The sequence below is a fragment of the Streptomyces sp. NPDC093149 genome, assembly GCF_044754145.1.
In the GTDB taxonomy this organism is placed as follows: Bacteria; Actinomycetota; Actinomycetes; order Streptomycetales; family Streptomycetaceae; genus Streptomyces.
In genome coordinates this window covers 79,046-103,218 of record NZ_JBIVON010000004.1, presented here as the reverse complement: position 1 = coordinate 103,218, position 24,173 = coordinate 79,046, and the positions used below count along the sequence as shown (strand labels likewise).

At 68.5% G+C, this 24,173-nt stretch carries 22 protein-coding genes; 11 read left to right on the top strand and 11 right to left on the bottom strand.

Annotation, left to right across the window (positions count from 1 at the left end; translation table 11 throughout):
* Nucleotides 1-73: 73 nt before the first annotated feature.
* Entirely contained in the window at nucleotides 74-1,342 is a 1,269-nt protein-coding gene (locus ACIQCZ_RS14045; RefSeq protein WP_402282301.1) for an aminotransferase class I/II-fold pyridoxal phosphate-dependent enzyme, read from the bottom strand.
* Between the two features lie 271 nt (nucleotides 1,343-1,613).
* Between ACIQCZ_RS14045 and ACIQCZ_RS14040 the strand changes: the two genes are divergently transcribed.
* From ACIQCZ_RS14040 to ACIQCZ_RS14015, 6 genes are all read left to right on the top strand, one after another.
* The gene (locus ACIQCZ_RS14040) at nucleotides 1,614-2,456 is read left to right on the top strand and encodes a nitrilase-related carbon-nitrogen hydrolase (RefSeq protein WP_351077303.1); all 843 of its coding nucleotides are present in this window, start codon (nucleotides 1,614-1,616) and stop codon (nucleotides 2,454-2,456) included.
* Nucleotides 2,453-3,736 carry an aspartate aminotransferase family protein gene (locus ACIQCZ_RS14035; protein ID WP_402282299.1) on the top strand — a complete coding sequence of 428 codons (1,284 nt, stop codon included), beginning with the start codon at nucleotides 2,453-2,455 and terminating at the stop codon, nucleotides 3,734-3,736. Before ACIQCZ_RS14040 ends, ACIQCZ_RS14035 begins: the two co-directional genes overlap by 4 nt.
* A gap of 523 nt (nucleotides 3,737-4,259) precedes the next feature.
* Nucleotides 4,260-5,660, top strand: a complete 1,401-nt coding sequence (gene hydA / locus ACIQCZ_RS14030; RefSeq protein WP_402282298.1) for a dihydropyrimidinase — start codon at nucleotides 4,260-4,262, stop codon at nucleotides 5,658-5,660.
* An 11-nt stretch (nucleotides 5,661-5,671) separates the two neighbouring features.
* Nucleotides 5,672-6,673: a TIGR03842 family LLM class F420-dependent oxidoreductase gene (locus ACIQCZ_RS14025; RefSeq protein WP_376279320.1), complete on the top strand. Its 1,002-nt coding sequence runs from the start codon at nucleotides 5,672-5,674 to the stop codon at nucleotides 6,671-6,673.
* Nucleotides 6,674-7,248: 575 nt separating this feature from the next.
* On the top strand, nucleotides 7,249-8,790 hold the full coding sequence (locus ACIQCZ_RS14020) for an NCS1 family nucleobase:cation symporter-1 (RefSeq protein WP_402282297.1): 1,542 nt from the start codon (nucleotides 7,249-7,251) through the stop codon (nucleotides 8,788-8,790).
* A gap of 51 nt (nucleotides 8,791-8,841) precedes the next feature.
* A complete protein-coding gene (locus tag ACIQCZ_RS14015) occupies nucleotides 8,842-10,236 on the top strand; it encodes an IS4 family transposase (RefSeq protein ID WP_402282296.1) in 1,395 nt (464 codons plus the stop codon).
* Nucleotides 10,237-10,360: 124 nt separating this feature from the next.
* Here the strand turns inward: ACIQCZ_RS14015 and ACIQCZ_RS14010 are convergent, their stop codons facing one another.
* Nucleotides 10,361-11,167 (bottom strand): SMI1/KNR4 family protein, encoded by an 807-nt coding sequence (locus ACIQCZ_RS14010; protein ID WP_402282295.1) that lies wholly within the window; start codon nucleotides 11,165-11,167, stop codon nucleotides 10,361-10,363.
* A gap of 633 nt (nucleotides 11,168-11,800) precedes the next feature.
* Here ACIQCZ_RS14010 and ACIQCZ_RS14005 point away from each other — a divergent pair.
* A complete protein-coding gene (locus ACIQCZ_RS14005; RefSeq protein ID WP_402282293.1) occupies nucleotides 11,801-11,986 on the top strand; it encodes a hypothetical protein in 186 nt (61 codons plus the stop codon).
* Between the two features lie 150 nt (nucleotides 11,987-12,136).
* Here ACIQCZ_RS14005 and ACIQCZ_RS14000 read toward each other — a convergent pair whose 3' ends face one another.
* Nucleotides 12,137-13,315, bottom strand: a complete 1,179-nt coding sequence (locus tag ACIQCZ_RS14000; RefSeq protein WP_402282291.1) for a hypothetical protein — start codon at nucleotides 13,313-13,315, stop codon at nucleotides 12,137-12,139.
* Nucleotides 13,316-13,451: 136 nt separating this feature from the next.
* Between ACIQCZ_RS14000 and ACIQCZ_RS13995 the strand changes: the two genes are divergently transcribed.
* Nucleotides 13,452-13,706, top strand: coding sequence for a hypothetical protein (locus tag ACIQCZ_RS13995; protein ID WP_399860410.1), 255 nt, complete (start codon nucleotides 13,452-13,454; stop codon nucleotides 13,704-13,706).
* A 193-nt stretch (nucleotides 13,707-13,899) separates the two neighbouring features.
* On the opposite strand, the gene ACIQCZ_RS13990 is transcribed toward ACIQCZ_RS13995, so the two are convergent.
* The 7 genes from ACIQCZ_RS13990 to ACIQCZ_RS13960 all read right to left on the bottom strand — a co-directional run bounded on the left by ACIQCZ_RS13990 (nucleotide 13,900) and on the right by ACIQCZ_RS13960 (nucleotide 19,624).
* Nucleotides 13,900-14,205 (bottom strand): MazG-like family protein, encoded by a 306-nt coding sequence (locus ACIQCZ_RS13990; RefSeq protein ID WP_402282288.1) that lies wholly within the window; start codon nucleotides 14,203-14,205, stop codon nucleotides 13,900-13,902.
* Between the two features lie 80 nt (nucleotides 14,206-14,285).
* Entirely contained in the window at nucleotides 14,286-14,786 is a 501-nt protein-coding gene (locus ACIQCZ_RS13985; protein WP_402282287.1) for a hypothetical protein, read from the bottom strand.
* Nucleotides 14,783-15,736 (bottom strand): nucleoside 2-deoxyribosyltransferase, encoded by a 954-nt coding sequence (locus ACIQCZ_RS13980; protein WP_402282285.1) that lies wholly within the window; start codon nucleotides 15,734-15,736, stop codon nucleotides 14,783-14,785. The genes ACIQCZ_RS13985 and ACIQCZ_RS13980 overlap by 4 nt, the downstream gene beginning before the upstream one ends.
* Before the next feature lie 25 nt (nucleotides 15,737-15,761).
* Nucleotides 15,762-16,580 carry a PfkB family carbohydrate kinase gene (locus ACIQCZ_RS13975; protein WP_402282282.1) on the bottom strand — a complete coding sequence of 273 codons (819 nt, stop codon included), beginning with the start codon at nucleotides 16,578-16,580 and terminating at the stop codon, nucleotides 15,762-15,764.
* A 17-nt stretch (nucleotides 16,581-16,597) separates the two neighbouring features.
* Nucleotides 16,598-17,413, bottom strand: coding sequence for a hypothetical protein (locus tag ACIQCZ_RS13970; protein WP_390754396.1), 816 nt, complete (start codon nucleotides 17,411-17,413; stop codon nucleotides 16,598-16,600).
* Nucleotides 17,410-18,120, bottom strand: a complete 711-nt coding sequence (locus ACIQCZ_RS13965; RefSeq protein ID WP_402282280.1) for a hypothetical protein — start codon at nucleotides 18,118-18,120, stop codon at nucleotides 17,410-17,412. Before ACIQCZ_RS13965 ends, ACIQCZ_RS13970 begins: the two co-directional genes overlap by 4 nt.
* Complete coding sequence (locus ACIQCZ_RS13960) at nucleotides 18,104-19,624, bottom strand: radical SAM protein (protein ID WP_402282278.1); 1,521 nt, start codon at nucleotides 19,622-19,624, stop codon at nucleotides 18,104-18,106. The genes ACIQCZ_RS13965 and ACIQCZ_RS13960 overlap by 17 nt, the downstream gene beginning before the upstream one ends.
* Before the next feature lie 211 nt (nucleotides 19,625-19,835).
* Between ACIQCZ_RS13960 and ACIQCZ_RS13955 the strand changes: the two genes are divergently transcribed.
* On the top strand, nucleotides 19,836-21,221 hold the full coding sequence (locus tag ACIQCZ_RS13955) for a hypothetical protein (RefSeq protein ID WP_402282277.1): 1,386 nt from the start codon (nucleotides 19,836-19,838) through the stop codon (nucleotides 21,219-21,221).
* Nucleotides 21,222-21,230: 9 nt separating this feature from the next.
* Here ACIQCZ_RS13955 and ACIQCZ_RS13950 read toward each other — a convergent pair whose 3' ends face one another.
* The gene (locus tag ACIQCZ_RS13950) at nucleotides 21,231-22,040 is read right to left on the bottom strand and encodes an SDR family NAD(P)-dependent oxidoreductase (protein WP_402282275.1); all 810 of its coding nucleotides are present in this window, start codon (nucleotides 22,038-22,040) and stop codon (nucleotides 21,231-21,233) included.
* A gap of 280 nt (nucleotides 22,041-22,320) precedes the next feature.
* Here ACIQCZ_RS13950 and ACIQCZ_RS13945 point away from each other — a divergent pair, with 280 nt between their 5' ends.
* Both ACIQCZ_RS13945 and ACIQCZ_RS13940 read left to right on the top strand, forming a co-directional pair.
* Nucleotides 22,321-22,893 carry an ATP-binding protein gene (locus ACIQCZ_RS13945; RefSeq protein WP_402282274.1) on the top strand — a complete coding sequence of 191 codons (573 nt, stop codon included), beginning with the start codon at nucleotides 22,321-22,323 and terminating at the stop codon, nucleotides 22,891-22,893.
* Nucleotides 22,894-23,429: 536 nt separating this feature from the next.
* Complete coding sequence (locus tag ACIQCZ_RS13940) at nucleotides 23,430-24,104, top strand: hypothetical protein (protein WP_402282271.1); 675 nt, start codon at nucleotides 23,430-23,432, stop codon at nucleotides 24,102-24,104.
* Nucleotides 24,105-24,173 lie beyond the last annotated feature (69 nt).

The following is a 24,173-nucleotide window of genomic DNA, read 5'->3' as shown; positions in this document are numbered from 1 at the left end:
GGGTGGAATCCGTCGTGCCGGCCCGGTTCGGATCCTCATCGGCGTCGTGACCCGGCCGTCCGGACGGAACGGCTCAGCGCGCCCGCTGCTCGTACCCCACCAGGCGGACACAGACGGCGAGTCCCTCGATCGCCTGCTCCAGCTCCGCGAGGCCCGGGTAGCTGGGGGCGATCCGGATGACCGCGTCGCGCGGGTCGTCGCCGTAAGGGTGTGTGGCACCGGCCGGGGTCAGTACGATGCCCGCCTCGGCGGCGCGGCGTACGACCTCCTCGGCGCAGCCGTCCGGCACCTCCAGGGTCACGAAGTAACCGCCCTTGGGCGAGGTCCAGGTCGCGAGCCCCGTCCCGCCGAGCTCGGCCTCCAGGATCCGCGCCACCGCCTCGAACTTGGGCTGCAGCAGGGCCCGCTGGCGCTCCATGTGGGCCCGCATGCCGTCGGCGTCCCGCAGGAACAGGACGTGCCGCAGCTGGTTGATCTTGTCGGGGCCGATCGACCGCTTGGCGTTGTTGCCGAGCAGCCACTGCACATTCGCGGGCGAGGAACCGAAGAAGGCGACGCCCGAGCCCGCCGTCGTGATCTTCGAGGTGGAGCCGAACACGAAGGCCCGGTCCGGGTTCCCGGCTCCGGCGCAGGCGGCGAGCAGATCGGCGATCTCGACGGGCTCGTCGGTGAGGTGGTGAGCGGCGTAGGCGTTGTCCCAGAAAATTCGGAAGTCGGGAGCCGCGGTGTTCATCGAGGCGAGCCGGGCCACGGTCTCGTCGCTGTAACAGGCGCCGTCCGGGTTGCTGTACTTCGGCACGCACCAGATGCCCTTGATCGCGGGGTTCTCGGCGACGAGCCGTTCGACGGCATCCATGTCCGGGCCCTCGGCGGTCATCGGCACCGGGATCATGTCGATCCCGAACCGTTCGCACAGCGCGAAGTGCCGGTCGTAGCCGGGCACCGGGCACAGGAACGCGATCCGCTCCTGCTCCACCCACCGCGACCGGGCGCCCGGCACCACGCTCAGCAGGGCGTGCACCAGGCAGTCATGCATCAGTTCGAGGCTGGAGTTCCCGGCCGCGAGCAGTTGCCCGGCCGGTACCTGGAGCACCCCGGCGAAGATCTCCCGGAGCTCGGGCAGTCCCTGCAGTCCGCCGTAGTTGCGTATGTCCGTGCCGTCGGCGGAGGTGTGCCGCCCACCGGGCAGGGTCAGCAGGTCGTCGGAGAGATCGAGCTGTTCCGGCGCGGGCTTGCCCCGGGTGAGGTCGAGCGAGAGTCCGAGTCCCGCGAGGTCCCGGTAGTCCTGACGGGCCCGCTCAAGGGGCTCCGTCGGGGCGGCGGGGCTCGGCTCGGTGGTCATGGTGTTTCCTCTCGCAGGTGCCGCGCTGATGGGGGATGCCTGCCGAGAATACAAACCGGCCCGCGGGGCCGGGCCGGGAGGCGGGTGCCGTAGGGGTCACGGGCCGGTGCGGACGTGTGACCCGCACGGGTGTGAAACATGATCGACTCCGCCGGTTCACGGCGATGGTCTTGCCCCGCTGTGTGACGGGGCCTACGTTCTCCTCTACGCACGTGTCTACGGGCGTAGAAACGCGTAGAGGCTCTCTGACGCCGCGTCGAAGGAGCAGCTCATGTCCCAAGTCGTACGCGCCGCACTCGTCCAGGCGACCTGGACCGGCGACACCGAATCCATGATCGCCAAGCATGAGGAGCATGCGCGCGAGGCCGCCCGCCGGGGCGCGAAGATCATCGGCTTCCAGGAGGTGTTCAACGCCCCCTACTTCTGTCAGGTGCAGGAACCCGAGCACTACCGCTGGGCGGAGGCCGTTCCGGACGGGCCGACCGTTCTGCGGATGCGGGAACTCGCCCGCGAGACCGGCATGGTGATCGTCGTGCCGGTCTTCGAGATCGAGCAGTCCGGCTTCTACTACAACACCGCCGCCGTCATCGACGCCGACGGCTCCTACCTCGGCAAGTACCGCAAGCACCACATCCCGCAGGTCAAGGGGTTCTGGGAGAAGTACTACTTCAAGCCCGGGAACGTCGGCTGGCCGGTCTTCGACACGGCCGTGGGCAAGGTCGGCGTCTACATCTGCTACGACCGCCACTTCCCGGAAGGGTGGCGTCAACTCGGCCTCAACGGGGCCCAGTTGGTGTACAACCCGTCCGCCACCTCGCGCGGCCTGTCCAGCTACCTCTGGCAGCTGGAACAGCCCGCCTCCGCTGTCGCCAACGAGTACTTCGTCGCCGCGATCAACCGCGTCGGCCAGGAGGAGTACGGCGACAACGACTTCTACGGAACCAGCTACTTCGTCGACCCGCGCGGCCAGTTCGTCGGCGAGGTCGCCAGCGACAAGGAGGAGGAACTCGTCGTCCGCGACCTCGACTTCGGCCTCATCGAAGAGGTCCGGCAGCAGTGGGCGTTCTACCGCGACCGCCGACCCGACGCGTACGAAGGACTGGTGGAGCCGTGAGCAGCCTGCACCGACGCCATCTCGCCGTCAGCCCCGACTGGCTGGCGCTCTACTACAAGGACCCGCTGGAGATCACCCACGGCGAGGGCCGCCACGTCTGGGACGCCGACGGCAGGCGCTACCTCGACTTCTTCGGCGGCATCCTCACCACCATGACCGCCCATGCCCTGCCCGAGGTGACCAAAGCCGTCAGCGAGCAGGCCGGACGGATCATCCACTCCTCCACGCTCTACCTCAACCGGCCGATGGTCGAGCTGGCCGAACGCGTCGCCACGCTCTCCGGCATCCCGGACGCACGGGTCTTCTTCACCACCTCCGGCACCGAGGCCAACGACACGGCCCTGCTGCTCGCCACCGCGTACCGCAGGTCGAACCAGATCCTCGCGATGCGCAACAGCTACCACGGCAGATCCTTCTCCGCGGTCTCCATCACCGGCAACAGCGCCTGGTCGCCCACTAACCTGTCGCCCCTGCAGACGCTGTACGTGCACGGTGGCGTCCGCACCCGCGGGCCCTACGCGCACCTCGGCGACGCCGAGTTCGTCGCTGCCTGCGTCGCCGATCTGGAGGACCTGCTCGGCCACACCCGCGAGCCCGCCGCCCTGATCGCCGAACCCATCCAGGGCGTCGGCGGGTTCACCTCACCGCCCGACGGTCTGTACGCCGCCTTCCGCCGGGTCCTCGACCGCCACGGCATCCTGTGGATCTCCGACGAGGTGCAGACCGGCTGGGGCCGCACCGGCGAACACTTCTGGGGCTGGCAGGCGCACGGCGAGAGCGGTCCGCCGGACATCCTCACGTTCGCCAAGGGCATCGGCAACGGCATGTCGATCGGCGGCGTCGTGGCCCGCGCCGACGTCATGAACTGCCTCGACGCCAACTCCATCTCGACGTTCGGCGGCTCCCCGGTCACCATGGCGGCCGGCCTCGCCAACCTCTCGTACCTCCTCGAACACGATCTGCAGGGCAACGCCCGCCGCGTCGGCGGACTGCTGATCGAGCGGCTGCGTGCGATCGGCGCGGCCTCGGAGTGCGTACGGGAGGTGCGCGGCCGGGGCCTGATGATCGGGATCGAGCTGGTCGAGCCGGGCACCGACGAGGCGAATCCGCGGGCGGCGGCCGCCGTACTCGAAGCGGCCCGTGAGGGCGGTCTGCTCATCGGCAAGGGTGGCGGTCACAACACCAGCGTGCTGCGGATCGCACCGCCGCTCACGCTGACCGTCGCGGAGGCGGAGGAGGGCGCCAAGATCCTGGCCGAGGCCCTTCGGTCGGTGGCATGAGCGACGGGGGTGCGGCCGGGTCCCGGGCGTGACTCCGGGGCCCGGCCGAACGGTCAGCCCCGGTGGCCGGTGAGGCCCAGGGTGCGGACCGGGTCGAGCTCGCCGTGGTACGCGAGGTTCTCCGGAGAACGCGCTGGGGCAGCGGCGGCCGGGGCCCGCCCGGCTGACCGAATACGACGACGGCCCGACCGTCGAGGCCCTCGCGGTCGCCGGGCACGGGATCGGTGTGAGTACGGATCTGCCGAGGCCCGGCGGCTACGGGCTGCGGATCAAGGGCGGTCGTCCCGCCGCGCCGGGCGCGTGCGGCACGGACGTGCCGCAGGTGCCGCTCCATGTGGCCGTCCGGGTGCGGCGCCGCGCCGTGTCCCGCTGTGGGCCGGTGGAGTGCCGGGCGGGGGAAACAGAAACGTCTTCAGCGGTTAGCCGCAGCGGTATTGCCACAGTGGGTAACCCACTTCTACGTTCTTCACCACGCACCTCATCTACGTGCGTAGACCCGTTCCGCCACCGTGAGGAGGGGTACATGAGCCGCACCGTCATCCACGGCGGTCTCGTCATCACCGCGTCCGACGAAATCCATGCCGACGTACTCATCGAGGGCGGCCGCATCGCCGCTCTCGCGGCGCACGACACCGACGCGGCCGAGAGCTGGAGCGCCGACCGGAGGATCGACGCCACCGGCAAATACGTCATCCCGGGCGGTGTCGACGCGCATACGCACATGGAGATGCCGTTCGGCGGCACCTACGCCGCCGACACCTTCGAGACCGGCACCCGGGCAGCGGCCTGGGGCGGTACCACCACGATCGTCGACTTCGCCATCCAGTCCGTGGGCCGTGCGGTCCGCGAAGGGCTGGATGCCTGGTACGCGAAGGCCGACGGCAACTGTGCCATCGACTACGCCTTCCACATGATCCTCTCCGATGTGAACGAGTCCTCGCTCAAGGAGATGGACCTCCTCGTGTCGGAGGGCGTCACCTCGTTCAAGCTGTTCATGGCCTACCCGGGCGTCTTCTACAGCGACGACGGCCAGATCCTGCGCGCCATGCAGCGGGCCTCCCACAACGGCGGCCTGATCATGATGCACGCGGAGAACGGCATCGCCATCGACGTCCTCGTCGAACAGGCCCTCGCCGAGGGCCGCACCGACCCCCGCCACCACGGCGATGTCCGCAAGGTGGCGCTGGAGGCCGAGGCCACCCACCGCGCCATCCAGCTCGCCCGCGTCGCCGGATCCCCGCTGTACGTCGTGCACGTCTCCGCCGACGAGGCCGTCGCAGAGGTGGCCGCCGCCCGCCACAAGGGGCTTCCGGTCTTCGGCGAGACCTGCCCGCAGTACCTCTTCCTCTCCACCGACAACCTCGCCGAGCCCGACTTCGAGGGCGCGAAGTACGTCTGCTCCACCCCTCTGCGCCCCAAGGAACACCAGGAAGCACTCTGGCAGGGCCTCAGGAACAACGAACTCCAGGTCGTCTCCACCGATCACTGCCCCTTCTGTTTCTCCGGCCAGAAGGAGATGGGCCGGGGCGACTTCTCGAAGATCCCCAACGGCATGCCCGGCGTGGAGAACCGGATGGACCTCCTCCATCAGGCGGTCGTGGACGGCCGTCTCTCGCGGCGTCGCTGGATCGAGATCGCCTGCGCCTCCCCGGCCCGGATGTTCGGCCTCTACCCGAAGAAGGGCACCATCGCCCCGGGCGCCGACGCCGATGTCGTCATCTACGACCCGCACGCCGAGCAGGTCATCTCCGCCGAGACCCACCACATGAACGTCGACTACTCGGCGTACGAGGGAAAGCGCATCACCGGCCAGGTCGAGACGGTCCTCTCGCGCGGCGAAGTCGTCATCGACGGAAGGAAGTTCACCGGCCGGGCCGGCCACGGCATGTACACCCCGCGCGCCACCTGTCAGTACCTGGACTAGGAGCACCCGTCATGGACTTCGGACTCGTTCTCCAGACCGACCCGCCCGCCTCGTCCGTCGTCGGCCTGATGCGCCGCGCCGAACGCAACGGCTTCCGCTACGGGTGGACCTTCGACTCGGCGGTGCTCTGGCAGGAGCCCTTCGTCATCTACAGCCAGATCCTCGAACACACCGAACACCTCGTCGTCGGCCCCATGGTCACCAATCCGGGCACCCGCACCTGGGAGGTCACCGCCTCGACCTTCGCCACCCTCAACGACATGTACGGCAACCGCACGGTCTGCGGCATCGGGCGCGGCGACTCGGCGATGCGTGTCGCCGGCCGCAGGCCCAACACCCTGGCCCGCCTCGGCGAGGCCATCGACGTCATCCGCGACCTCGCCGAGGGACGGGAGGCCACCGTCGACGGGCAGCCCGTCCGGATCCCCTGGATCAAGGACGGCAGACTGCCCGTCTGGATGGCGGCGTACGGTCCGAAGGCGCTCGCCCTCGCCGGGCAGAAGGCCGACGGCTTCATCCTCCAGCTCGCCGACCCGTTCCTCACCGAGTGGATGGTCAAGGCGGTACGGGACGCGGCGACGCAGGCGGGCCGCGACCCGGCCTCCGTGACCATCTGCGTCGCCGCCCCCGCCTATGTGGGCGACGACCTCGACCACGCCCGCGAGCAGTGCCGCTGGTTCGGCGGCATGGTCGGCAACCACGTCGCGGATCTGGTCTCCCGGTACGGCGAGCACTCCGGCCTCGTCCCCGAGGCCCTGACCGCGTACATCGCCGGGCGGTCCGGCTACGACTACAGCCACCACGGCCGTGCCGGGAACCCCGACACGACCTTCGTGCCGGACGAGATCGTCGACCGGTTCTGTCTGCTGGGCCCGGCCGAGGCCCACATCGAGAAGCTCCGGGTCCTGCGTGACCTCGGTGTCGACCAGTTCGCCGTGTACGACATGCACGACGCGCGCGAGGCGACGATCGACGCCTACGGCTCCCGGATCATCCCCGCCCTGTCCACCTGACCGTCAGACCCGACCGCCCCCCCACGGCTGTACGTACGCCCCGCGCCTCCCGCCCCGCACGGCACCGTTCCCGAGCGAAGGGTCCAGCCGCCATGACATCGACCGTCCCGCCCACTCCACCCACCCCACCGCTTCCACCGCAGGACCCGATAACCGATCCGTCGGGCCGCATCGGACTCGCTCCCGGCGCCGTGCCCACCGACAACCGTTTCGTCAACGAGGACCTGCTGCCCGTTCCGCTGGAACGGCGCCGCTGGACGACGTACAACTTCGCCGCGCTCTGTATCGCGCAGGAGAAAACACGAACATTGACGCGGGGTGCTGACCTGCGGGTTCGTGGGGGTGCTCGTCAGGCGGGAGGTGCAGTGTCTGGTGCGTCTGGGTTCGGCCTGTCGCCGTGGGCTGCTGTTGTTGCGTCTGGCTGAGCCGGTGCCTGCGGCCTTGGCCCCTTTTCCGCGAGCAGCACCAGGGACTGACTGTCGTCCCGCTCCGTCGTACGACCCTGAGGGCCCGGTGTCGAGCTCTCGGGGAGGTCACGTTCCCCCGCACGAGACTCCGCGAACCGAGGTGGCTTCATGTCCTTCAGCGCACCGCCAATACCCGACACGATCCAGCAGACCTATCCCGATGGTCGCGTCGCCCTCGTTGAGGGGGTCGTCCTGGACGACGCCCGGTTCGCCAACGACGACCTGGCGCCGGTGCCGGTCGAGAGACGTACGTGGGGTGTTTACAACTATTTGAGCCTCTGGGTGGGGATGGCTCATAACATTCCGTCCTGGACTCTGGCTTCCGGTCTGGTCGCGCTCGGCATGGACTGGAAGCAGGCGGTCCTCACCATCGCGCTGGCCAACCTCATCGTGCTGGTACCGATGCTGCTCACCGGGCATGCGGGGACGAAGTACGGGATTCCGTTCCCGGTGTTCGCGCGGGCGTCGTTCGGGATGAGGGGTGCGAATCTGCCGGCGCTGATTCGGGCGGCGGTGGCGTGTGCCTGGTTCGGTATCCAGACCTGGATCGGCGGCGAGGGGATCTTCCTGCTGGCCGGGAAGCTCTTCGGCAGCGGTTGGCAGAGCGCTGGTCAGGTCGCCGGGCAGCCGTGGACACTGTGGCTGTCGTTCGGTCTCTTCTGGGCGCTGGAGATCGCGTTGATCGCGCGGGGCATGGAGACCCTGCGGCGGTTCGAGAACTGGGCCGCGCCGTTCGTGATCGTGGGCGCGCTGGCGTTGCTGGTGTGGATCGCGGTAAAGGCGGGTGGGTTCGGTACGCTGCTGTCGCAGCCGTCGGCGCTGGGGTGGGGGAGCGGTTTCTGGAAGGTGTTCTTCCCGGCTCTGATGGGCATGATCGGGTTCTGGTCCACGCTGTCGCTCAACATTTCGGACTTCACCCGTTTCGGAGGCAGTCAGCGTGCCCAGATGCGTGGTCAGGCGCTGGGGTTGCCCACCACCATGACGCTGTTCGCGCTGCTCTCGGTGCTGGTCACCTCGGGCTCACAGGCGGTCTACGGCGTCCCGATCTGGGACCCGATCGCGCTCGCCGCGAAGATGGACAGCGTCGCGGGGACGCTCTTCGCGCTGTTGGTGGTCCTGGTCGCGACCCTGTCGGTGAACATCGCGGCGAACGTCGTCAGTCCGGCGTACGACCTCGCCAACCTGGTCCCGCGCTTCATCAACTTCCGTACCGGCGCGCTGATCACGGGCGTGGTGGGGATCGCCATCATGCCGTGGAAGCTGATCGCCAACCCGCACGTCTACATCTTCACCTGGCTCGGCGTCGTCGGCGGCCTGCTCGGCACCGTCGCGGGCATCCTCATCTCCGACTACTGGATCATCCGCCGCACCCAACTCGCCCTCGATGAGCTGTACCGCCCTGCCGGACGCTACTGGTACACAGCCGGCTGGAACCTTCGCGCCGTCCTCGCCATCCTCGTCGGCGGCGTCCTTGCCATCGGCGGCTCCTACTCCACCGTCGACGCCAACGGCACCGCACAGGGGCCCTTCCCCACCGACGGCCTCATCCCCTTCCTCAAGCCCCTCGCCGACTACGGCTGGGCCGTCGGCCTCGCCTCCTCCCTCCTCCTCTACACCCTCCTCAGCCTCGGGTCGCGGACCAGAGCCTGACAGCCTCCGAAGCCGCCCCTGCCTCGCGGCGCCTCGACGCGAGGCAGGGGCGTGCACGACATCGGCAGGGCGAGGATTCGAAGTGATCTCCTGCGGCAGGGGAGAGCCGGCCTTGCTGTAGCGACACCGGCGCAGGAAGGCTGTACCCGGCGTACAGCCCGAGCCGCGGGGGTGTTCGCTCCGGGGCACCTGGGCGAGTTGACCCAGATCGTGGACTTCGCGTTGGTGGACGCGGTGCTGGAGGAGACCGGGCGGCGCGAGAAGCGGCTGCGGCTGCTGCCTTCGCGGGTGGTGGTGTACTTCGTGCTCGCTCTCGCGCTGTTCGAGCGCCACTCCTATCGCATGGTGTGGTCCAAGCTGACTGCGGCCTTGACCCCGCTGGCTCTGGTGTGTCCCTCAGTCTCCTCGCTGACACGGGCCAGGCGCAGGGTGGGGGCCGCGCCTCTGCGGGGTCTGTTCGAGACGCTTGCCGGGCCCGTCGCCCGCCCCGGGCAGGATGGGTCCTTCTACCAGGGCCTGCGCACGGTGGCTGTCGACGGGACCCTGCTGCACACCCCCGACGACGAGACGCTCACCTGGCGCTACCCCAAGCGGGCCGGGGAGAGTCTGGAGTTCGGCTATCCGCTGCTGCGGCTGCTGGCGCTGGTCGAGTGTGGCACCCGAGCGCTCATTAGCGCCGCCTTCGGACCGGAGTCCCAGGGAGAACTCCCCTATGCCAAGCGACTTCTGCCTGCCCTGGACAAGACGATGCTCCTGCTGGCTGACGCGGCCTTCGACGGCAACGAGTTCCTTCATGCCGTCCATCAAAGCGGGGCGAGGTTCCTCGTGCGTTCTGGGGCCCGCCGTGTCCCCGCCTCCGCCGAGCACCTGGGCGACGGTTCCTACATCGCCCGCATCGGCTACGGCGTCCTCCGGGTACTGCTGCCGGTCCGCGTGATCGAGGCGACCCTCACCGTCGCCCTGGCCGACGGCGCCGTCCGCACCGAGCAGTGGCGGCTGATCACCAATCTGCTGGACCCCGTCAAGTTTCCGGCCACCGAGCTCGTTGATCTCTATCACCGCAGGTGGCAGGCAGAAACTGCATATTTTTCGATCAAGGCCACGATGCTCGACGGCCGTGTCCTGCGCTCCCGCAGCATCGACGGCCTTGACCAGGAGGTCTACGCCCTGCTCACCGCCTACCAGGCCCTGATCCGCGCCGGCGACGACGCCCTGACCGGACGGTCGGACATTCCCATGGAACGGATCAGCTTCACCGTCCTGCTGGCCGCCGCAACCGACACCGTCACCGCGAGCCATGGAATTTTCCCCAGCACCCTCGTCGACCTAGTCGGCGCGATCGGCCGCGCGGCCCTGGGCGACCTCCTGCCCGCCCACCGACGGCAACGGGTGAAGGCCCGCACCCGAAAGAACCCCACCAGCAAGTACGGCCCGAACGCGGGATAACACCCCCACAAGGCCCAGAACTACACCGTCCGCGCCACCGTCGCGTTCTTCGCCCACGGCCTTAACAGCCGCTCATGGCTCTAACGCAACGGTGCTGAGGCCTCAGCCCGTCGTCTTGGGGCCTTCACCACGGCGCGCCCGGCCCGAACGGTTCGAAGAACATGACGTCCAGCGGATGCAGGTCCCGGCCGGTCAGACCGGGGAAGCCGGATTCGGCGGGGCCGCCGCGCAACCACGTGAGCAGGGTCGTCGTGAAGTCGCCTGGCAGGGGCGGTCCTTGGTCCCAGTGGCGTGGGCCGACGGCTACGCGCCAAGTCTCGGGCGGGCCGTCCGCGCACCAGCCGATCTGGTCCCCGTCGATGGTCGACGCGAACGGCAGGAAGCCGCCGGGCTCGGGCCACGCGGGCATCGGGTAGTACTGGGGATGGGCGGCGCGCAGTTGGCGGTATCCGTCAAGCATGCCCTCTACGGTGGCCGCGAGCCCTTGCTCCCGTGGCCGGTCCAGGGACAGTGGGGCGCTCATGTCCAGCCACCAGCTCCAGTTGCCTGCCCCGTACCGCTCCGCGAGCGCCACGAAGTCCGGCGGCAGCCGGGTGCCGAGCCGCTCGAAGACCTGCTCCCATGTGCCCTCGCCCAGATACGGCTCCAGGGGCGGTGGAACCAGCGCCATGACGGCGTCGAGGCCCGAGCCCTCGGTGAGCGCCGCGTGCTGCCGCGCGTCCACGGCGGTGCCCGCAGGCGGTGGCGACCAGGGTGCGGCCCCGGCGAGCGGCGGCCAGACCCGTATCTGTGAAGACAGCGGGCCCAGCAGCCCGCAGGGCTCGCCCGGCTGCGGCACGCCGGTGCGCAGCAGCGTGAACAGCAGCTCCAGGAACGGGACTTCGTAGTCCACCCAGGGCTCGCTCACCCCGACTGCCACATTCGTGGTCATGAGCGTGACCGGCCACTCGTCGGGGTCGTCCGACGCGCCCGTGTTCCAGAAGAGGTGGTCGCCGCTCCTCGTCGTGGCGAAGACGAGCAGGCCGCCCTCCTCGGGCAGGAAGGGGCGCCGACGCGCGGTGAATATGCCGGGCCGGATCGCCGAGTGCCGATGCGTCTCGACGATCCATGCTGCGTACTCGAAGCGGCCGTCGGTGCTGACGCACGGGGGGGCAGCCGGATCGCCGCACCCGGGCCGCCTATCTCGGCCGCACCGTACGCCGACACGAGCGCCTTGTAGTCACCGGGCAGCGGGGTGCCGAGCCAGCCCTCGACCGCCGCCCAATCGACGGCGGGCGCCGGGCCGGGCGGCGGCCCGACGAGACCTGTGAACGCGGTGATCCGTGCAGAGTGATCCATGGAGCCGAGGATGACATCTCCCACCGACATTGAGACTGGGACCTGGCACCGCTCGGGTGTCTGACCCGCCCGCTGACTGACGCTTCGGCTGTCCTCGGGTTGAATCGCTCGGCTCCCGGGCGGTGCCACAGCGCGCGTGACCGGCCGGGCTACCATGACCTCATTGCCTCGCCCAACCCCCTTGCCCCGCAGATCACAGCGATAACGCAACGGCGTTGGAGTGCTGATGATCGGACGATCAACCGGATACGGACTTGTCAAGCAGGGGGAGTACCCGGTCAAGGTGCTGCGTCTCGGCAACGCCTACCGGGTGGTGACGGCTGACCTGCTGAAGTTGCTGGGCCTGGAGCGCCCGCAGGTAGGAGGAGATCAGGGCGACGACAGAAGCGAGCGTCACGGCCTCGCCGCCTAGAGACGTCAGCCGAGCAATGCGTTGGCCTTGAGGTGCACGACGATGGGCCCCCGACAATGGTCGGGGGCCCATCGTCGCTGGCGCTCACACGAGCTGGATCAGTGGGAAGACCTACTGTGACTGAGCGCTTTAGTTGGCGGGTTGAGCACTTCAGTCTGCGGCCGGTGCGTCCAGGGACGGCTTCCCTGGATTGGAGAGCTTGGGGAGGGGACGGCCTCGGGGACGAGGACGTCGGAGTAGCCTCGGGCTCCACTTCACGTCTTCGGGCAGGAAGCCATCCTCGCGGGCTTTGCGTGTCCAGGTGCTCACGGTCTTGTCGGGCTGGTCCTGGTGGTTCTTGTACGGCCGGTTCCACACCGCGCAGATCACCTGGAGGGGAGGCACTCCCTGTGAGAGGGCGAACCGGTACACCTGGGCCACCAGGCGGGAGTGCTCGCGACCCCGGTCCCTCTTGAGTGGTCCAACGATCAGCCGAGCCACGCTGATGACGGTGGGGCCGTGTTGCCCCGCCTCGCGACCATGTTCAATCACCTCGGCGAGCGGGAGCGAGGCGATGGTCTGGGCGTTAATCCGCAGGTCGAGACCACGCGCTGCTGGTTCGATGACCAGGCCGCGGCACCGGGCAGACCGGTCCTTGTCCCAGCGCAGCTCGACGCGGAACTGCCACCCGGGCGAGCCTGGCACGTGGGTGATCCACGCACCGTAACTGGTCGTGTCCACGTGGGCAGATGGCTGACCCTGGTCGGCCACGGTTTCGTGCAGGTCCAGGGGGACGAACTTCGCTCGCTTGGGACGGAACGCCCGCGTGTCCCGGCCGAGCGCGCCATGCTGCCGCGCGTCGCGGATCCAGTCGTTCACGCCCTCAAGACTGCGGGACCACACCGCCGCGACCACATGGCGAGGCGGCAGATCGGCTGCTACGGCCTCGGCGTAGATCATTGCCACGAGGCGAGAGAAGGCCGGTTCACCACCGCCCCGGCGCCGCGGAACCCACTCAGTGTTCAGCCTGTGGGCCACCCCTGGACCAAGCGTCGCCGTGGCCACTGCTACGGCCAGCAGCCGGTCAAGCGGCCGGACACCGGACTGCTTGTCGATCACGCACAGCTTGCGGATGGCCTTCGAGGTCACCTCAGTGAAGCGTTCGGGATCGGGATGGGACCGGAGGGCAAGCATGGCCGGCCAGAAGGTGCCGTGAGCCGAGCGGCGAAGCCCCACCGTCACCTTCCATGCCTCGGCGCCTGGAAGGCCCGTGACGTACACGACTCCGTGCTCGGCGCCCAGGTCAGTAAGAAGGCCGCGCGCTCCGATCACTGTGGACGTCAACTCCACTTGACGACCCCTTTCCTACCGACCTTTGGCAATCTACGCGAAATGAGGGGGTACTTAATGATCCTGGAGGTCCGTAACTTCAACAGGGCCGGCGCCGGCAAGAAGACAATGACCTCCTCGACCCCTGGGAGACGCCGTGGCGATCACGCCCACTCCTACCGAGCCCATCAAGGGCCCGCTCCCCGTCTGGCTGCGCGCCGCACAGATCTCCTGCCTGCTGATGGCGGGCGTCTGTACCACCGTGGCCCTCCACCGGCTCCAGAACGACCCGACCCTGATCGCGGGGGTATGGGCAGCGCTGGGCGTGGGATATGCCGGTGCATGGATCAACCTGCTCTCGTACGGACTGCAACTGCGTTCCGCATCGGTCCTGCCTACCGACCTGGAGTAGGAGTCGACCGGACGAGCCAACGGGCCCATTCGGGGCACAAGCGTGAGGGGTTCGAACCGGCGACCGGTCGGGCCCCTCATGCTTGCGGATGTACTGCTCGAACTGGTGCGTTTGATGTCTGTGCCCTCGATCAGGGGAACGCTCCGGTCGCCGACTCACGTGCTCACTCGCCGACTGAAGTGCTCAGTCACACCTACGCGTCGCTCGTTCGGATCTGCGCTCCGTGCTCGTTCCGTTCGTACGTACGCCGCGTGTTCTTCTCGATCTTCCGCGCGACCTCGGAGCCCAGGTCCACGCCATTCATCTCAGCCAGGGCCGTCAGATAGAGGAAGACGTCGGCCAGCTCTTCCCCGAGGTCGGGCAGCCCCTTGCGCCAGGCGGTGAAGGCTTCGCCGACCTCGGCGGTGAGAAGGCCGAACTCCAAGGCCACGTCAGTGGTGTTGAACCCCTTGAGGGTCTTGTTCTCCCAGGCGAGTTTCTGGGCGGACTCGATCTCCAAGACTCCTCCAGCGGCGGTACAGCAGGTGCCTTCGAAGCCTAGCGGGAGCAGTGTGCCGGCGGGCTGACTGCGGCAGGCCGTCACCCTGCCGAAGGGAGTTTGAGGGCCGTGGTGTCGAGGGTGAGCACGCGGGTGTAGTCAGCGAGGGTAGAGAAGACCCTCTCGTATCCTGTCACCAGCGCGGACAGCTCCTTCAGGCTGACTGCCTCACCATCGCGCAGGAGAAGCCGCTGGCGGATGACAGCCGGCGATGCGGTCAGGTGAACGAGCACGCCGGAACGCTCGATGACGTTCTCGGCCAGGTCGATCGCCTGGCTCCAGTTGATCCGGGACCGGCCCCGATGAAGGGGGCCGTAGACGAGTTCGCTGATGAAGCACCGGTCGAAGAGGATCCGTCCAGGCCCGGCGAGGATGTTCCTGTAGCGGCTGGCCAGGTCGAGGTGGTCGGGTGTCTTCGGGGAGTGCACCACGACGAAGCCGTGGTCCTTCGATATGCGTTCACCGAGCGTGCTCTTGCCGACTCCGTCGCAGCCTTCCAGGGCCAAGGTCTGGTACTCGCCGACGATCTCGTCGAGGTTCATGCTGCCAGCCAGGACAGAACGGCGTCGTCGTTGTCGAGGTGTGCGTCGGCGGCGTACTGGACCATGAGGTTGCGCCAGTTTGGCTCCCGGCCATGGGCGTGCGTGAACGTCGGGCGCGGTTGGAAGGCCGCGATCCGTACGCCGCTGGCCGCAGCCGCACCGATAAGCAGGGCGGTTCCCGGCGGCGTTTCCGCGCCGGAGACATCGGCCAGCAGCCGGGCAGCCGAGCACACCGCGGTCAGGTCGGCCAGGGCCCCTGCTACTGGGTCCGCTGCCGTGAAGCGCTGGGGCACCATCACCGTGTGGTCGGCGTCGACACAGGCTTTGGCCAGGTGATCTCGGCCCCATGCCGTGTACGGCGACGCCTCGACGTAGACGGGTGCGCCGATCGCCGGGGGTGTCCCCACGAGGCGGGGAGCGCGATCCGGGAGGTCGAGCAGCGCGTCGACGGTCGCGTCGAGTGCCGTGTTCGTCTGGGCCATGTTGCGTGCTTGGAAGCCCGGGAAGCGGGACTGGGGCGGAGTCGACGGCAGAGTTGGTGGTCCGAGTTTGGTGACGCGCACGATGCGCGTGGCCACGGCCTGAAGGAGGGGGTCGGGGAATTCGAGGCGAGCGCCGGCCTCGGTCAGCGAGTAGGTCTGGAAGTCGGTGGTGAGCACGATGACCGGGACGCCCGAAGCAGCGGCGTATCCGATCTCCATGCAGACCCCGTCGTCGAGGCTCGGGCCGTGCAGGATGGCGACCATGGCGTCGAGGCGGCCGAGGCGTTCGCGGTCCAGCTCGAACAGGCGGCGCCCTTTGACCTCGGCAACCAGGTCCTCCTCGTCGGTGTCGCAGAACGGCAGGAAGACGCGATCGGGACCGACTTTCGCGGCTAGCCGATCGGCGAGGTCGGCGGCGAGAGCGCGGTCGTGCGCGGCAAAGAGCCGGTGGGCTACGTAGACGGACACTGGGAGAGGCCCCCAAGTCGTTAGGTCAGCCGCGACGGGGCGCGGGGATCGGAAGGGAAGGGGCCGCGACGTACCTGGCTGCGGCTGCAGTCGCCTCCGCCAGAGCCTGGGCGGCTGTCGCACCCTGCGAACGATGGGCCAGGAAGGTCCCGGCCAAGGTGTCTCCGGCGCCGGAGACCTCGCGCGGAGGACGCGGCGGCGGAACGGCGGAGGCCACCTGACGTCCGAAGCGGCGAACCACTGCTGCCCGGGAGCCATCGGTGATGACCACCTCCGGGAGCGCACCGGGGTCGATCGCTTGCTCCAGGAGTCGGTGCTCGGCAGCGTTGACGAACAGGGTGGTCGCCTTCGGCAGCCAGCGGGCGGCAGCGCGGATCATCTCTTCCGCGCTCGGCAGAAAGAAGTCCACGCTGAAGTGGGTCCCGTTCCTGGCGAGTCGGTCGAGCACTGCCGCCACATCCAGCGGGCGGCGGCAGCAGACGTGGTAGGTGTCGCGCGGGTACAGGTCCATGTGTCTGAGCGCGTGCTCGGTCAGTCCTTCGGCCACGCCGTAGTCCGTGCCTACTCGTATCAGCTCGCCTTGCAGGTCGTACTCCAAGTCGAAGGTGGTGGACATGCCGTCGACCTGGATCCGTGCCGACCAGTCGAGCGTGTCCAGACCCTGCGCCTTCGGTAGGTGCGCGAGATCGTTTCCGAGAACGCAGACCGGGATTGCCCGGAGGCCGGCCCTTGCCGCCGCCAGGGACAGGAACAGAGCCGCACCGCCGAGCCGGGATCCACCACGGTGGTCGGGATAGCGGGTCAGGTCCCGGCTGATGTTGCCGATCACGTCGAGCCGTTCCACGGTCTCCCCCCAGGAGTTCAAGCACGGTGGGCGCAGTCGACGACCTTCGAGCAGACCGGTCGCCGACGGCAGAGCTGCGGGGCAGGACCGTTGAGGTACAGCCGCTTGAAGTAGATGAGGACGAGGTGCACCCACCAGGTCGGCTCCACCCCCTCGGGGACGGAGACCTGGTACTCGTTGTCGGTAACCAGCGACCGGAACTCGGCTGAGCGGGCGTGTACGGTCGCCTCAAGTACGTGCCGCATCCGCTCGTGTGCCACGGCTCCCGTTGGAAGGGCGAGGCCCAAAGCTGGTGCGAGCTTGGTGACCATGCCGGAGTCCACCGGGATGATGCCGCAGTGGTACCCGCGGGCGGTGAGCAGTGCGCACTGGGCGACTTTGTAGGACGCGCCTCGCACCCGCGCGGCGAAGTCCAGGACCAGGGCATCGCAGTCGGCTGACTCCGCAGTCGGGTCGATCCCCTCCTTCTCCCAGGCACAGAGAAGCGCGGCGAGGGAGCGCAGATAGTCGATCCGGGCCTGCGGCAGACCGATGGGACGTACCAGTGATGCAAGCTCGGCGTCCGTGGCAGCATGGAGGCTGTCGAAGCCATGTGCGTCGGCCGAGGTGATCACCCGGGCGTACGTCTCCACCATTCGATAGGAGACCCGGGTGGACCAGCCGGCGGCGAGCATCCGTACCCGCGGATCGCCGATCGACATCGGCCACCACCGGTTCTCGTCGTGATTGGCCTCCACCTCGGCCCGTACATCCGGAAGGCCGGCGGCGCGGGCCACCAGCCGGTGGACGCGCCGGACCTCCAGCGGCTTCGCCTTCACACGCTTGATCGTCATGAACCGACTCCAGCACGGGTTCGGGTGGCCAGAAGTGCCATGGCGAGGTTGGACGAGAGCACCGGCTTCCCGAAGCGGTGCTCCAGTTCAGCGATCACCGGGAGGGTGTGCCACCCGGTACACGACAAGACCACCGCTTCGGCAGCTCCGACCACTTCCTGCGGCAGCTGCCCCACCAGGGCCAGGATCTGATCCGGGGGGACCGCGGGATAGCCGTCGGCCAGGCCCAGACTCGCATGAGCCAAGACCTCCACGCCGGCCTCGGCGAACGCCGTCGCTTCCGCTTCGGTCACAGAGGCGAGGTAGGGCGTGACCAGTACCACGCGCGCCACAGCCGCCTCGGTGAGAGCCCGCAGAAGGGCTTCGAAGGCGGTGAACACGCCGCCCGGAAGCGGTGGACCGTTGGTGAAGCCCGCTGACGTACACGCCAGCATCACTGCATCGAGCGGAACGTGGGACAACGAGTCCAGCGCCTGCGCCGATGCTTCACGCAGGCCGTGCCAGAACGAGGCGTCGATCGCCGTCGTCCGGGACGGGGGCACGAGCCGTGCGTGGTGGAAGACCGTGTGGCGCAGGCCGAGGCGGGACAACTCGGTCTCCACGGCGACGTTGGCCCAGGGCAGCAGCAGACCCGCACGGACGGTACGGTCCGCCGCCGCATCCAGGGCCGCCAGCGTTGCGAGCGTCCCGTCAGGAAAAGGCTGCAATGCGATCTCCGAAGATCATGCGCGGCGAGTGACCGGTGACCAACAGGTCACCGGTGGTACCGAGCGGCACCGCCGCGCCGCGCTCGACGACCTGGATGGAGTACGAGCCCAGCCGCCGCCAGTAGGTGCCCTGTTCGCTGATGAAGTAGGAGTGGAGTCCGGGCACGCGCAGGCCGGTCGGGTACACCCGCTCCTTCATCGGCTGATCCCAGGTGAAGTCGATGTCCGCCTTCCATGACGCGAAGTGCTCGGCCGACGGCAGCGGCTCCTGCTCATCGAGGGCGGCGAGCGGGGTACCGGGGAACGCCCTCGCCAGGCGCACGTTCGTCCGGTGGCACAGCAAGCCGGCGTCGAGAATCCCGGCCAGGCCGCGAAGGTTCGCCATGTGGGTGCCATGAGTCTCCCCGGGGAGGCCGTATATCAGGTTCAGGCCCGGGAGGAGCATAGGCAGACCACCGGGGCCACGAGCGGCACCCGCCGTATTCACGTGCTCGACGGCGCGCATCAGAATCTCGGGCGTGCAGGTGAGGGTGTTGCGTTTGATGACGGCCGGGTCGAAGCTCTCGATGCCCATCGGCGCGCAGTTGCCCTCGGTGCAGAAGTCCGCCACCAGCTTGGCGATGCGTAAGCCGACAGGCGCGGCCACTGCCAGGGGATCGGCGTTGTCGATGTGGAGCACCTCCAGCTCGGGGCAGTGCTTGCGGATGCCACTGAGCAGGGCGCGGATCGCGTCCTCGTCTCGGTTGCGGTAGGAGAAGAAGCAGGTCTGCTGACCCAGCCGGAAGTTCCGGACGCCAGCAGCGTAGAGCTGGGCCGCTTCGGTGACGACATCGTCGACCTCGCGGAAGGCGACGAGGGGTGACTTCGCCGGTTCGTTGCAGAAGTCGCAGAACTCGCGTCGGGTGCAGCCGCGGTACAGCTCCAGCTCGGCGATCGGACGCCAGGGCATCTGTTCGACGAGGCCGACGAACGAGTCGCGTTCGCTTCGCATCTGCTCGTAGTCGGCCGGGCGCCGGCTGCCGAGCAAGAGGTCGCCGGATGTCACGGTGTGGGTGTGGACAGCGTCGAACAGCTCGGCGTACTCCGCAGGGGAGGCCAGGGCGTAGGCGGACAGCGGGCCGAGCAGATATCGGCGGCCCCGCGTGCAGGCGAGCGCGCGAGTGATCTCCTCGAACGACCCGTTCACGGCGTGCAGATGAACGGACGGGACCGCGTCCCCGGCGATGACGATCACGATCTCGGCATCCCGCAGGAGCTGAACGGCGGCGTCCCGGTTGACGGTGGTGGAGTACGTGAGCCGGTCACTCAGGGGCGGTTCGACGGTGGGCTTGCCTTCGGCCAGGCACCAGCGGACGTCGTCGATGGTCACGTACCGGACATCCGCCTCCGGCCGAGCCCGCCGCAGTGCCGACCAGGCGTTTCGGACGTAGGTCGACAGGTAGGGCGGTACGCCGAGGCCACTCGGCTCGACGGTGAAGCAGTCCAAGATCACTACAGGCTGCATTGGTTCTCCCTCCAGTGCTGAGGGCGCCAGCGGTGTTCCAACGGCGTCCTCGCCGGGAAGGGCCGTGGGCCCCACAGCCCTCCCAGTGTCAGCGTTGGCAGGGCTCGTGAGGAGGGAGTGACGGGGTTGTTCGGTTGTACGAGGGTTGTATTTCCGTGGCTCTGTGTCCGAAGCCTGGGACGCAGGGTGATCCACAAGGCATCATCTACACATGGGCAGTTCAAGGGCGAGCGGCGAGGCCAACGCCGCATTCGCGGCTGTGCTCGGGGAGGCCGGTTGTTCGCACGCCGCTTTGGCGCGCAAGGTCAACGAACTGAGTGCGCTGCAGAGCGAGGTTTCCCGCTACGACAAGGCATCGGTGTCCCGATGGCTACAGGGGATGACCCCGCGAGGCCGCGCCCCTGAGTTCATTGCCGCCGCCCTGGCGGGGTTCTTGGGCCGCCCTGTTTCTCCCGTGGATATCGGCTTCGTCGAGCAGTCTCAGAAGCCCGTGGTCTCAAGGGCCTTGACGTACCGTGAAGATGTGGGTGAAACACTTCATACGCTCGCGGAGCTCGGTTCGACGGATATCTCGCGGCGTAGCCTCCTTGGCGCGGTGCCGTACGTCGCGACTGCCCTTTTGGACCCCCAACGGCAGTGGTTGCTGTGGCTCTTGGAGGATGATCAGGCCCCCCGGCTCGCTGTAGTTGCCGGTGGCGGTCCTGCCGAGCAGGTCCAGGCGATGATCGAGATGTTCGACGAGATGGACAACCGCTTCGGCGGCGGGGGAGTCCGAGCGAGCATCGTGCACTACCTGAGCACCGAACTCGCCCCCATGCTGCAGCAGCGCAATCTGCCCTCACACCAGCGCCGACTCCTCTACACCTCGGCCGCGAAGCTCGCGGCGATGGCCGGATGGTGCTCGTACGATTCCGCCGACTACGGACTCGCGGAGCGCTACATGATCCAGGCGCTGAGGCTGTGTGCCGAGGGCGGCGACCGCGTACTCGGCGGGCAGATCCTGGCTGGCATGTCCCACCTCGCCACCAGCCTCGGCAACCCTGCCGAAGGAATCTCACTGGCGAGAGCGGGTATCGCGACCGCCAAGTCCGCGGGGAGCCCGCTCGGGCTCATGCGCTTGCATGCCATGGCCGCCCGCGGGTACGCCGTCCTGGGCGATTCCCAGCGCGCGACGGCATCCCTCCTGGCGGCCGGCAAGGACCTGGAGGCCAGCCGGGGCCCTGCCGAGGAATCGCCGTGGGTTCGCTTCCTGGACCACCACTATCTGGAAGCCGAAGCTGCCTTGGTCCATCGCGATCTCAACGAAGCGGGGCAGGCCGAGCGCCTTGCCCTGGCGTCCGTCGAGGCGAACAGCGACCGTCGCCGTCGGCAGGCCATCAGTCGCTCGGTGCTCGCGACGGCGTTCCTTCAGCAGAACAGGCTGGACGAGGCGGTCGGCACCGCGAGCAACGCCGTGGACCTGCTCACCGGAGTTCACAGCGAGCGATCCGTACAGGCGCTGCGTGACTTCCGTGCGCGTCTTGCCCCTCACCGGGGCGAGGCCGTCGTGCGCGACTTTGAGCGGAAGGCCCGGCCGATACTCGGCACAGCAGCCTGAACGCGCCGGTCAGTACCCTTCCGGTGTCGGCGCGTTCTGGCCCTTGTCGACGGGCAGGTTGATCCCGGTCACCGCACGCGACTGGTCCGAGAGCAGGAAGGCGATTACGTCCGCCACCTCCTCCGGCCGCACCAACTCTCCCCCCGGGAACTCCGAGCGGAAGCGGTCGAAGGCTGGCGGGTCTTCTCGGCGCATCCGGTCCCACCGCTTGCCCGGGATGAGCATCGATCCGGGTGAGACCGCGTTCACGCGGATGCCATCTGCGGCCAGCTCCCTGGCGAGGGACGACACCATGTGGATCTGGGCTGCCTTCGCCGAACCGTACTGAGCCTGCGGTCCCGGCTTCCACCCTGAGACCGAGGCCACCACGACGATCGATCCGCCACCGGTTTCACGCAGGTGAGGGGTACTCGTCGCGACCAGCCGGGCGACATGACCGACGTTCATCTCCCACGTCGCCGTCCAGTCCTCGGCAGATGCCTCGGTGATTCCCCGTCCCCGCGCACCACCCGCACATGCGACGACGCCGTCCAGCCCGCCGAGTGCTGAGGCTGCGTCTTCTACGAACCGCTCCAGCAGCTTCGGCACGGATACGTCCAGAGATCGGACGAACAGAGCAGCCGGCATGCCGAGCGAAGTACGGAGCGTTTCCAGCGGCTCGGACTTCCGGGCGCACGTCGCCACCTGCGCTCCTTCGGACAGCAGCAAGCGCACCACGTGCTCGCCCAGCCCTCTGGAGCCTCCCGTCACCACAATGCGGCGGCCCGCGAAGCGCCCTGTCAACCCGCGTTGTCCGTGGTCGTGCCCTGTGTCCGTCATCTGCGCAACCCTTCAGCAACTGTGCCAACCTGCGTGGTTGAAGACATCCTGCATGCACCCTTCTGACCAGGGCTCCGCAGCGGTTCCCTTATGGACGTACCCGGCCAGTGCCAACCGTGCAGCGCCGAACTGTCGGCACTGGCTCTACGGACCCGGGTGATGACACGAACCCGGGACGGCAGTCCACCACCACTCAACCGTCGAACCCGGGTCAGGCGGTCCCCAACACGAAGCGAGAGCCAGCGGCACCCCGCGCTCCTCTCCCGACTCGGGAGGCACCATGTCCCAGGCACCACACCCACGAGACACGCTCACGCTGGCCAGCACACCCAACGCTGTCGGCCTGGCACGGCTGCACGCGGCCCACGTTCTCTCCTGCTGGGGCGTGCCGGCCGAGGTCGTGGAGACGGTAAAGCTCATCGTCTCGGAGCTCACCACCAACGCGGTACGGCACCCCAAGAAGAAGGAGGGTGAGGAGGTCTCTCCGTTCTCCTCGCAGTTCGACGTGCAGACCTTCGAGCTGGCGCTGGAGATGGTCCGTGACGCCGTCAGGGTGTTCGTGTGGGACCGCGACGCGAGGCCGCCCGTGCTGACGGAGCCCGGGGTCGAGACGACGAGCGGGCGAGGGGTCTTCATCGTCGCGATGATGAGCAGTCGCTGGGGCCACTACCCGGCTTGGGGCAGGTCCGGAAAGGTGGTGTGGGCCGAGGCCGGCCTCAGCCCCGTGAGTTGTGGTGGTGAGAGCGAGGGCCTGGAACGGCCCCCGGGCCGGCCTCCGTCGACCGAGCGCGGACAGCCCCGGCCCGACCCGCACCTGCTCGGCCGCGTGCTCGTCGGCGTGAGGGACCTATGAGTCGTGGATGCGGCCCGGCGTCCGGGAGTACGGGAAGTTGAACCACGCTTTTTGGCTCGCCGAGGCGATGGGCCGCCAGGACATCGAATCCCTCCAGCTCCTCAATGAGGAGTACGACCTCGCGACCCGCCACGAGGACTCGCAGCCCGCCGCGGCTTCCTGTCCCCGGACGATTTCCAGACCGTCCTCCCCGTCGCTGCCCACCGGGGCGCGGCCAAGAGGACACCTAGCCGGGCCTCTTCGACGAACATCCTGCCGAACGCATCGGCGGCCAGGGGGCGGAACCGCTCCGACCGGAGGGCGTGGTGCCCCGGCCGTCGAGTGGTCCCGCTCAAGACCCGAACACGGCGGTCGGCCTGCCCCCTCCGCCAGGCGACCTCGGAGACGCGAACCCCCGCGCGAAGCCAACCGCTGGTGGAGGACCCACCCCACCACTACAAGAGAGGCCCCAGATGAATCCGACCGGCGCCGAAGTGTGCACGATCGCTCTCGCTCCGGCAGAACGGCCCGTTCGCCTAGACGCTGCGGAAGCCATGGTGACCACCAACCCTCGCCAGCCCAGGCTGCTTCCGGTACCCGCCGTCGCCCTGTGGTCGGACCAGCAGGTCCGCGCCCTGCCCCTGTGGATCGGACCTGATGGCATCTATCACGAGGGCACCGAAAACCGGGATGCAGACGGCCAGCTATGGCCCCAGGTCCGCGGTCCCCAGACCGGTGCGCCGCAGTACGCGGTGCTGAACCCCCTCAAGCAGTGCCAGGCGATGGAACAGCTGCTGTGCCAAGTCGGCATGGGACCGGCCACCCGCACCGAGCACGGCCTGCTGTGGGTACTGCCTAGGCCGACCGGCTCCCTCGATGACCCGGAGTACGACTGGGACCAGGGCGTGACGACGACCGAGCCGCCTGTATGCCTCTTCCACGCCCGGGTCTCGGCACACCAGTGTCCCCGGCTCAGCACGCGGGGACCCGTGGCGGTCTACATCCGCGAGGCGGAGCTGGTGGCGGTGGATGGTACGTACTACCCGCCTCCGCCGACCCAGGCCCGCCCGATCAAGACGGTCCTGCCCATCGACGCCCCGGACACGCGCCTGATGGTCGTCGACCATCTCGTCCGTCGCCTTCGAGCCGCCACGCCTGTCGACATCACCGACCGGACCCTCGCCCGTGGCGCGCTCCCCTGCAACCGCCGCACCCGAAAGAAGGCCCGGTGAGCCACGACGAGGCCACCCACTTTCTCGTCCACCGCGTCGCTCCCCAACCGCCCTTTCCTGCAAGGACGC

Bases quoted from the DNA above. Each gene is read 5' to 3' on its own strand.
- ACIQCZ_RS14045 (WP_402282301.1), bottom strand. From the start codon at position 1,342: ATGACCACCGAGCCGAGCCCCGCCGCCCCGACGGAGCCCCTTGAGCGG.
- ACIQCZ_RS14040 (WP_351077303.1), top strand. From the start codon at position 1,614: ATGTCCCAAGTCGTACGCGCCGCACTCGTCCAGGCGACCTGGACCGGC.
- hydA (WP_402282298.1), top strand. From the start codon at position 4,260: ATGAGCCGCACCGTCATCCACGGCGGTCTCGTCATCACCGCGTCCGAC.
- ACIQCZ_RS14025 (WP_376279320.1), top strand. From the start codon at position 5,672: ATGGACTTCGGACTCGTTCTCCAGACCGACCCGCCCGCCTCGTCCGTC.
- ACIQCZ_RS14020 (WP_402282297.1), top strand. From the start codon at position 7,249: ATGTCCTTCAGCGCACCGCCAATACCCGACACGATCCAGCAGACCTAT.
- ACIQCZ_RS14010 (WP_402282295.1), bottom strand. From the start codon at position 11,167: ATGACCACGAATGTGGCAGTCGGGGTGAGCGAGCCCTGGGTGGACTAC.
- ACIQCZ_RS14005 (WP_402282293.1), top strand. From the start codon at position 11,801: ATGATCGGACGATCAACCGGATACGGACTTGTCAAGCAGGGGGAGTAC.
- ACIQCZ_RS13985 (WP_402282287.1), bottom strand. From the start codon at position 14,786: ATGAACCTCGACGAGATCGTCGGCGAGTACCAGACCTTGGCCCTGGAA.
- ACIQCZ_RS13970 (WP_390754396.1), bottom strand. From the start codon at position 17,413: ATGACGATCAAGCGTGTGAAGGCGAAGCCGCTGGAGGTCCGGCGCGTC.
- ACIQCZ_RS13960 (WP_402282278.1), bottom strand. From the start codon at position 19,624: ATGCAGCCTGTAGTGATCTTGGACTGCTTCACCGTCGAGCCGAGTGGC.
- ACIQCZ_RS13955 (WP_402282277.1), top strand. From the start codon at position 19,836: ATGGGCAGTTCAAGGGCGAGCGGCGAGGCCAACGCCGCATTCGCGGCT.
- ACIQCZ_RS13950 (WP_402282275.1), bottom strand. From the start codon at position 22,040: ATGACGGACACAGGGCACGACCACGGACAACGCGGGTTGACAGGGCGC.
- ACIQCZ_RS13945 (WP_402282274.1), top strand. From the start codon at position 22,321: ATGTCCCAGGCACCACACCCACGAGACACGCTCACGCTGGCCAGCACA.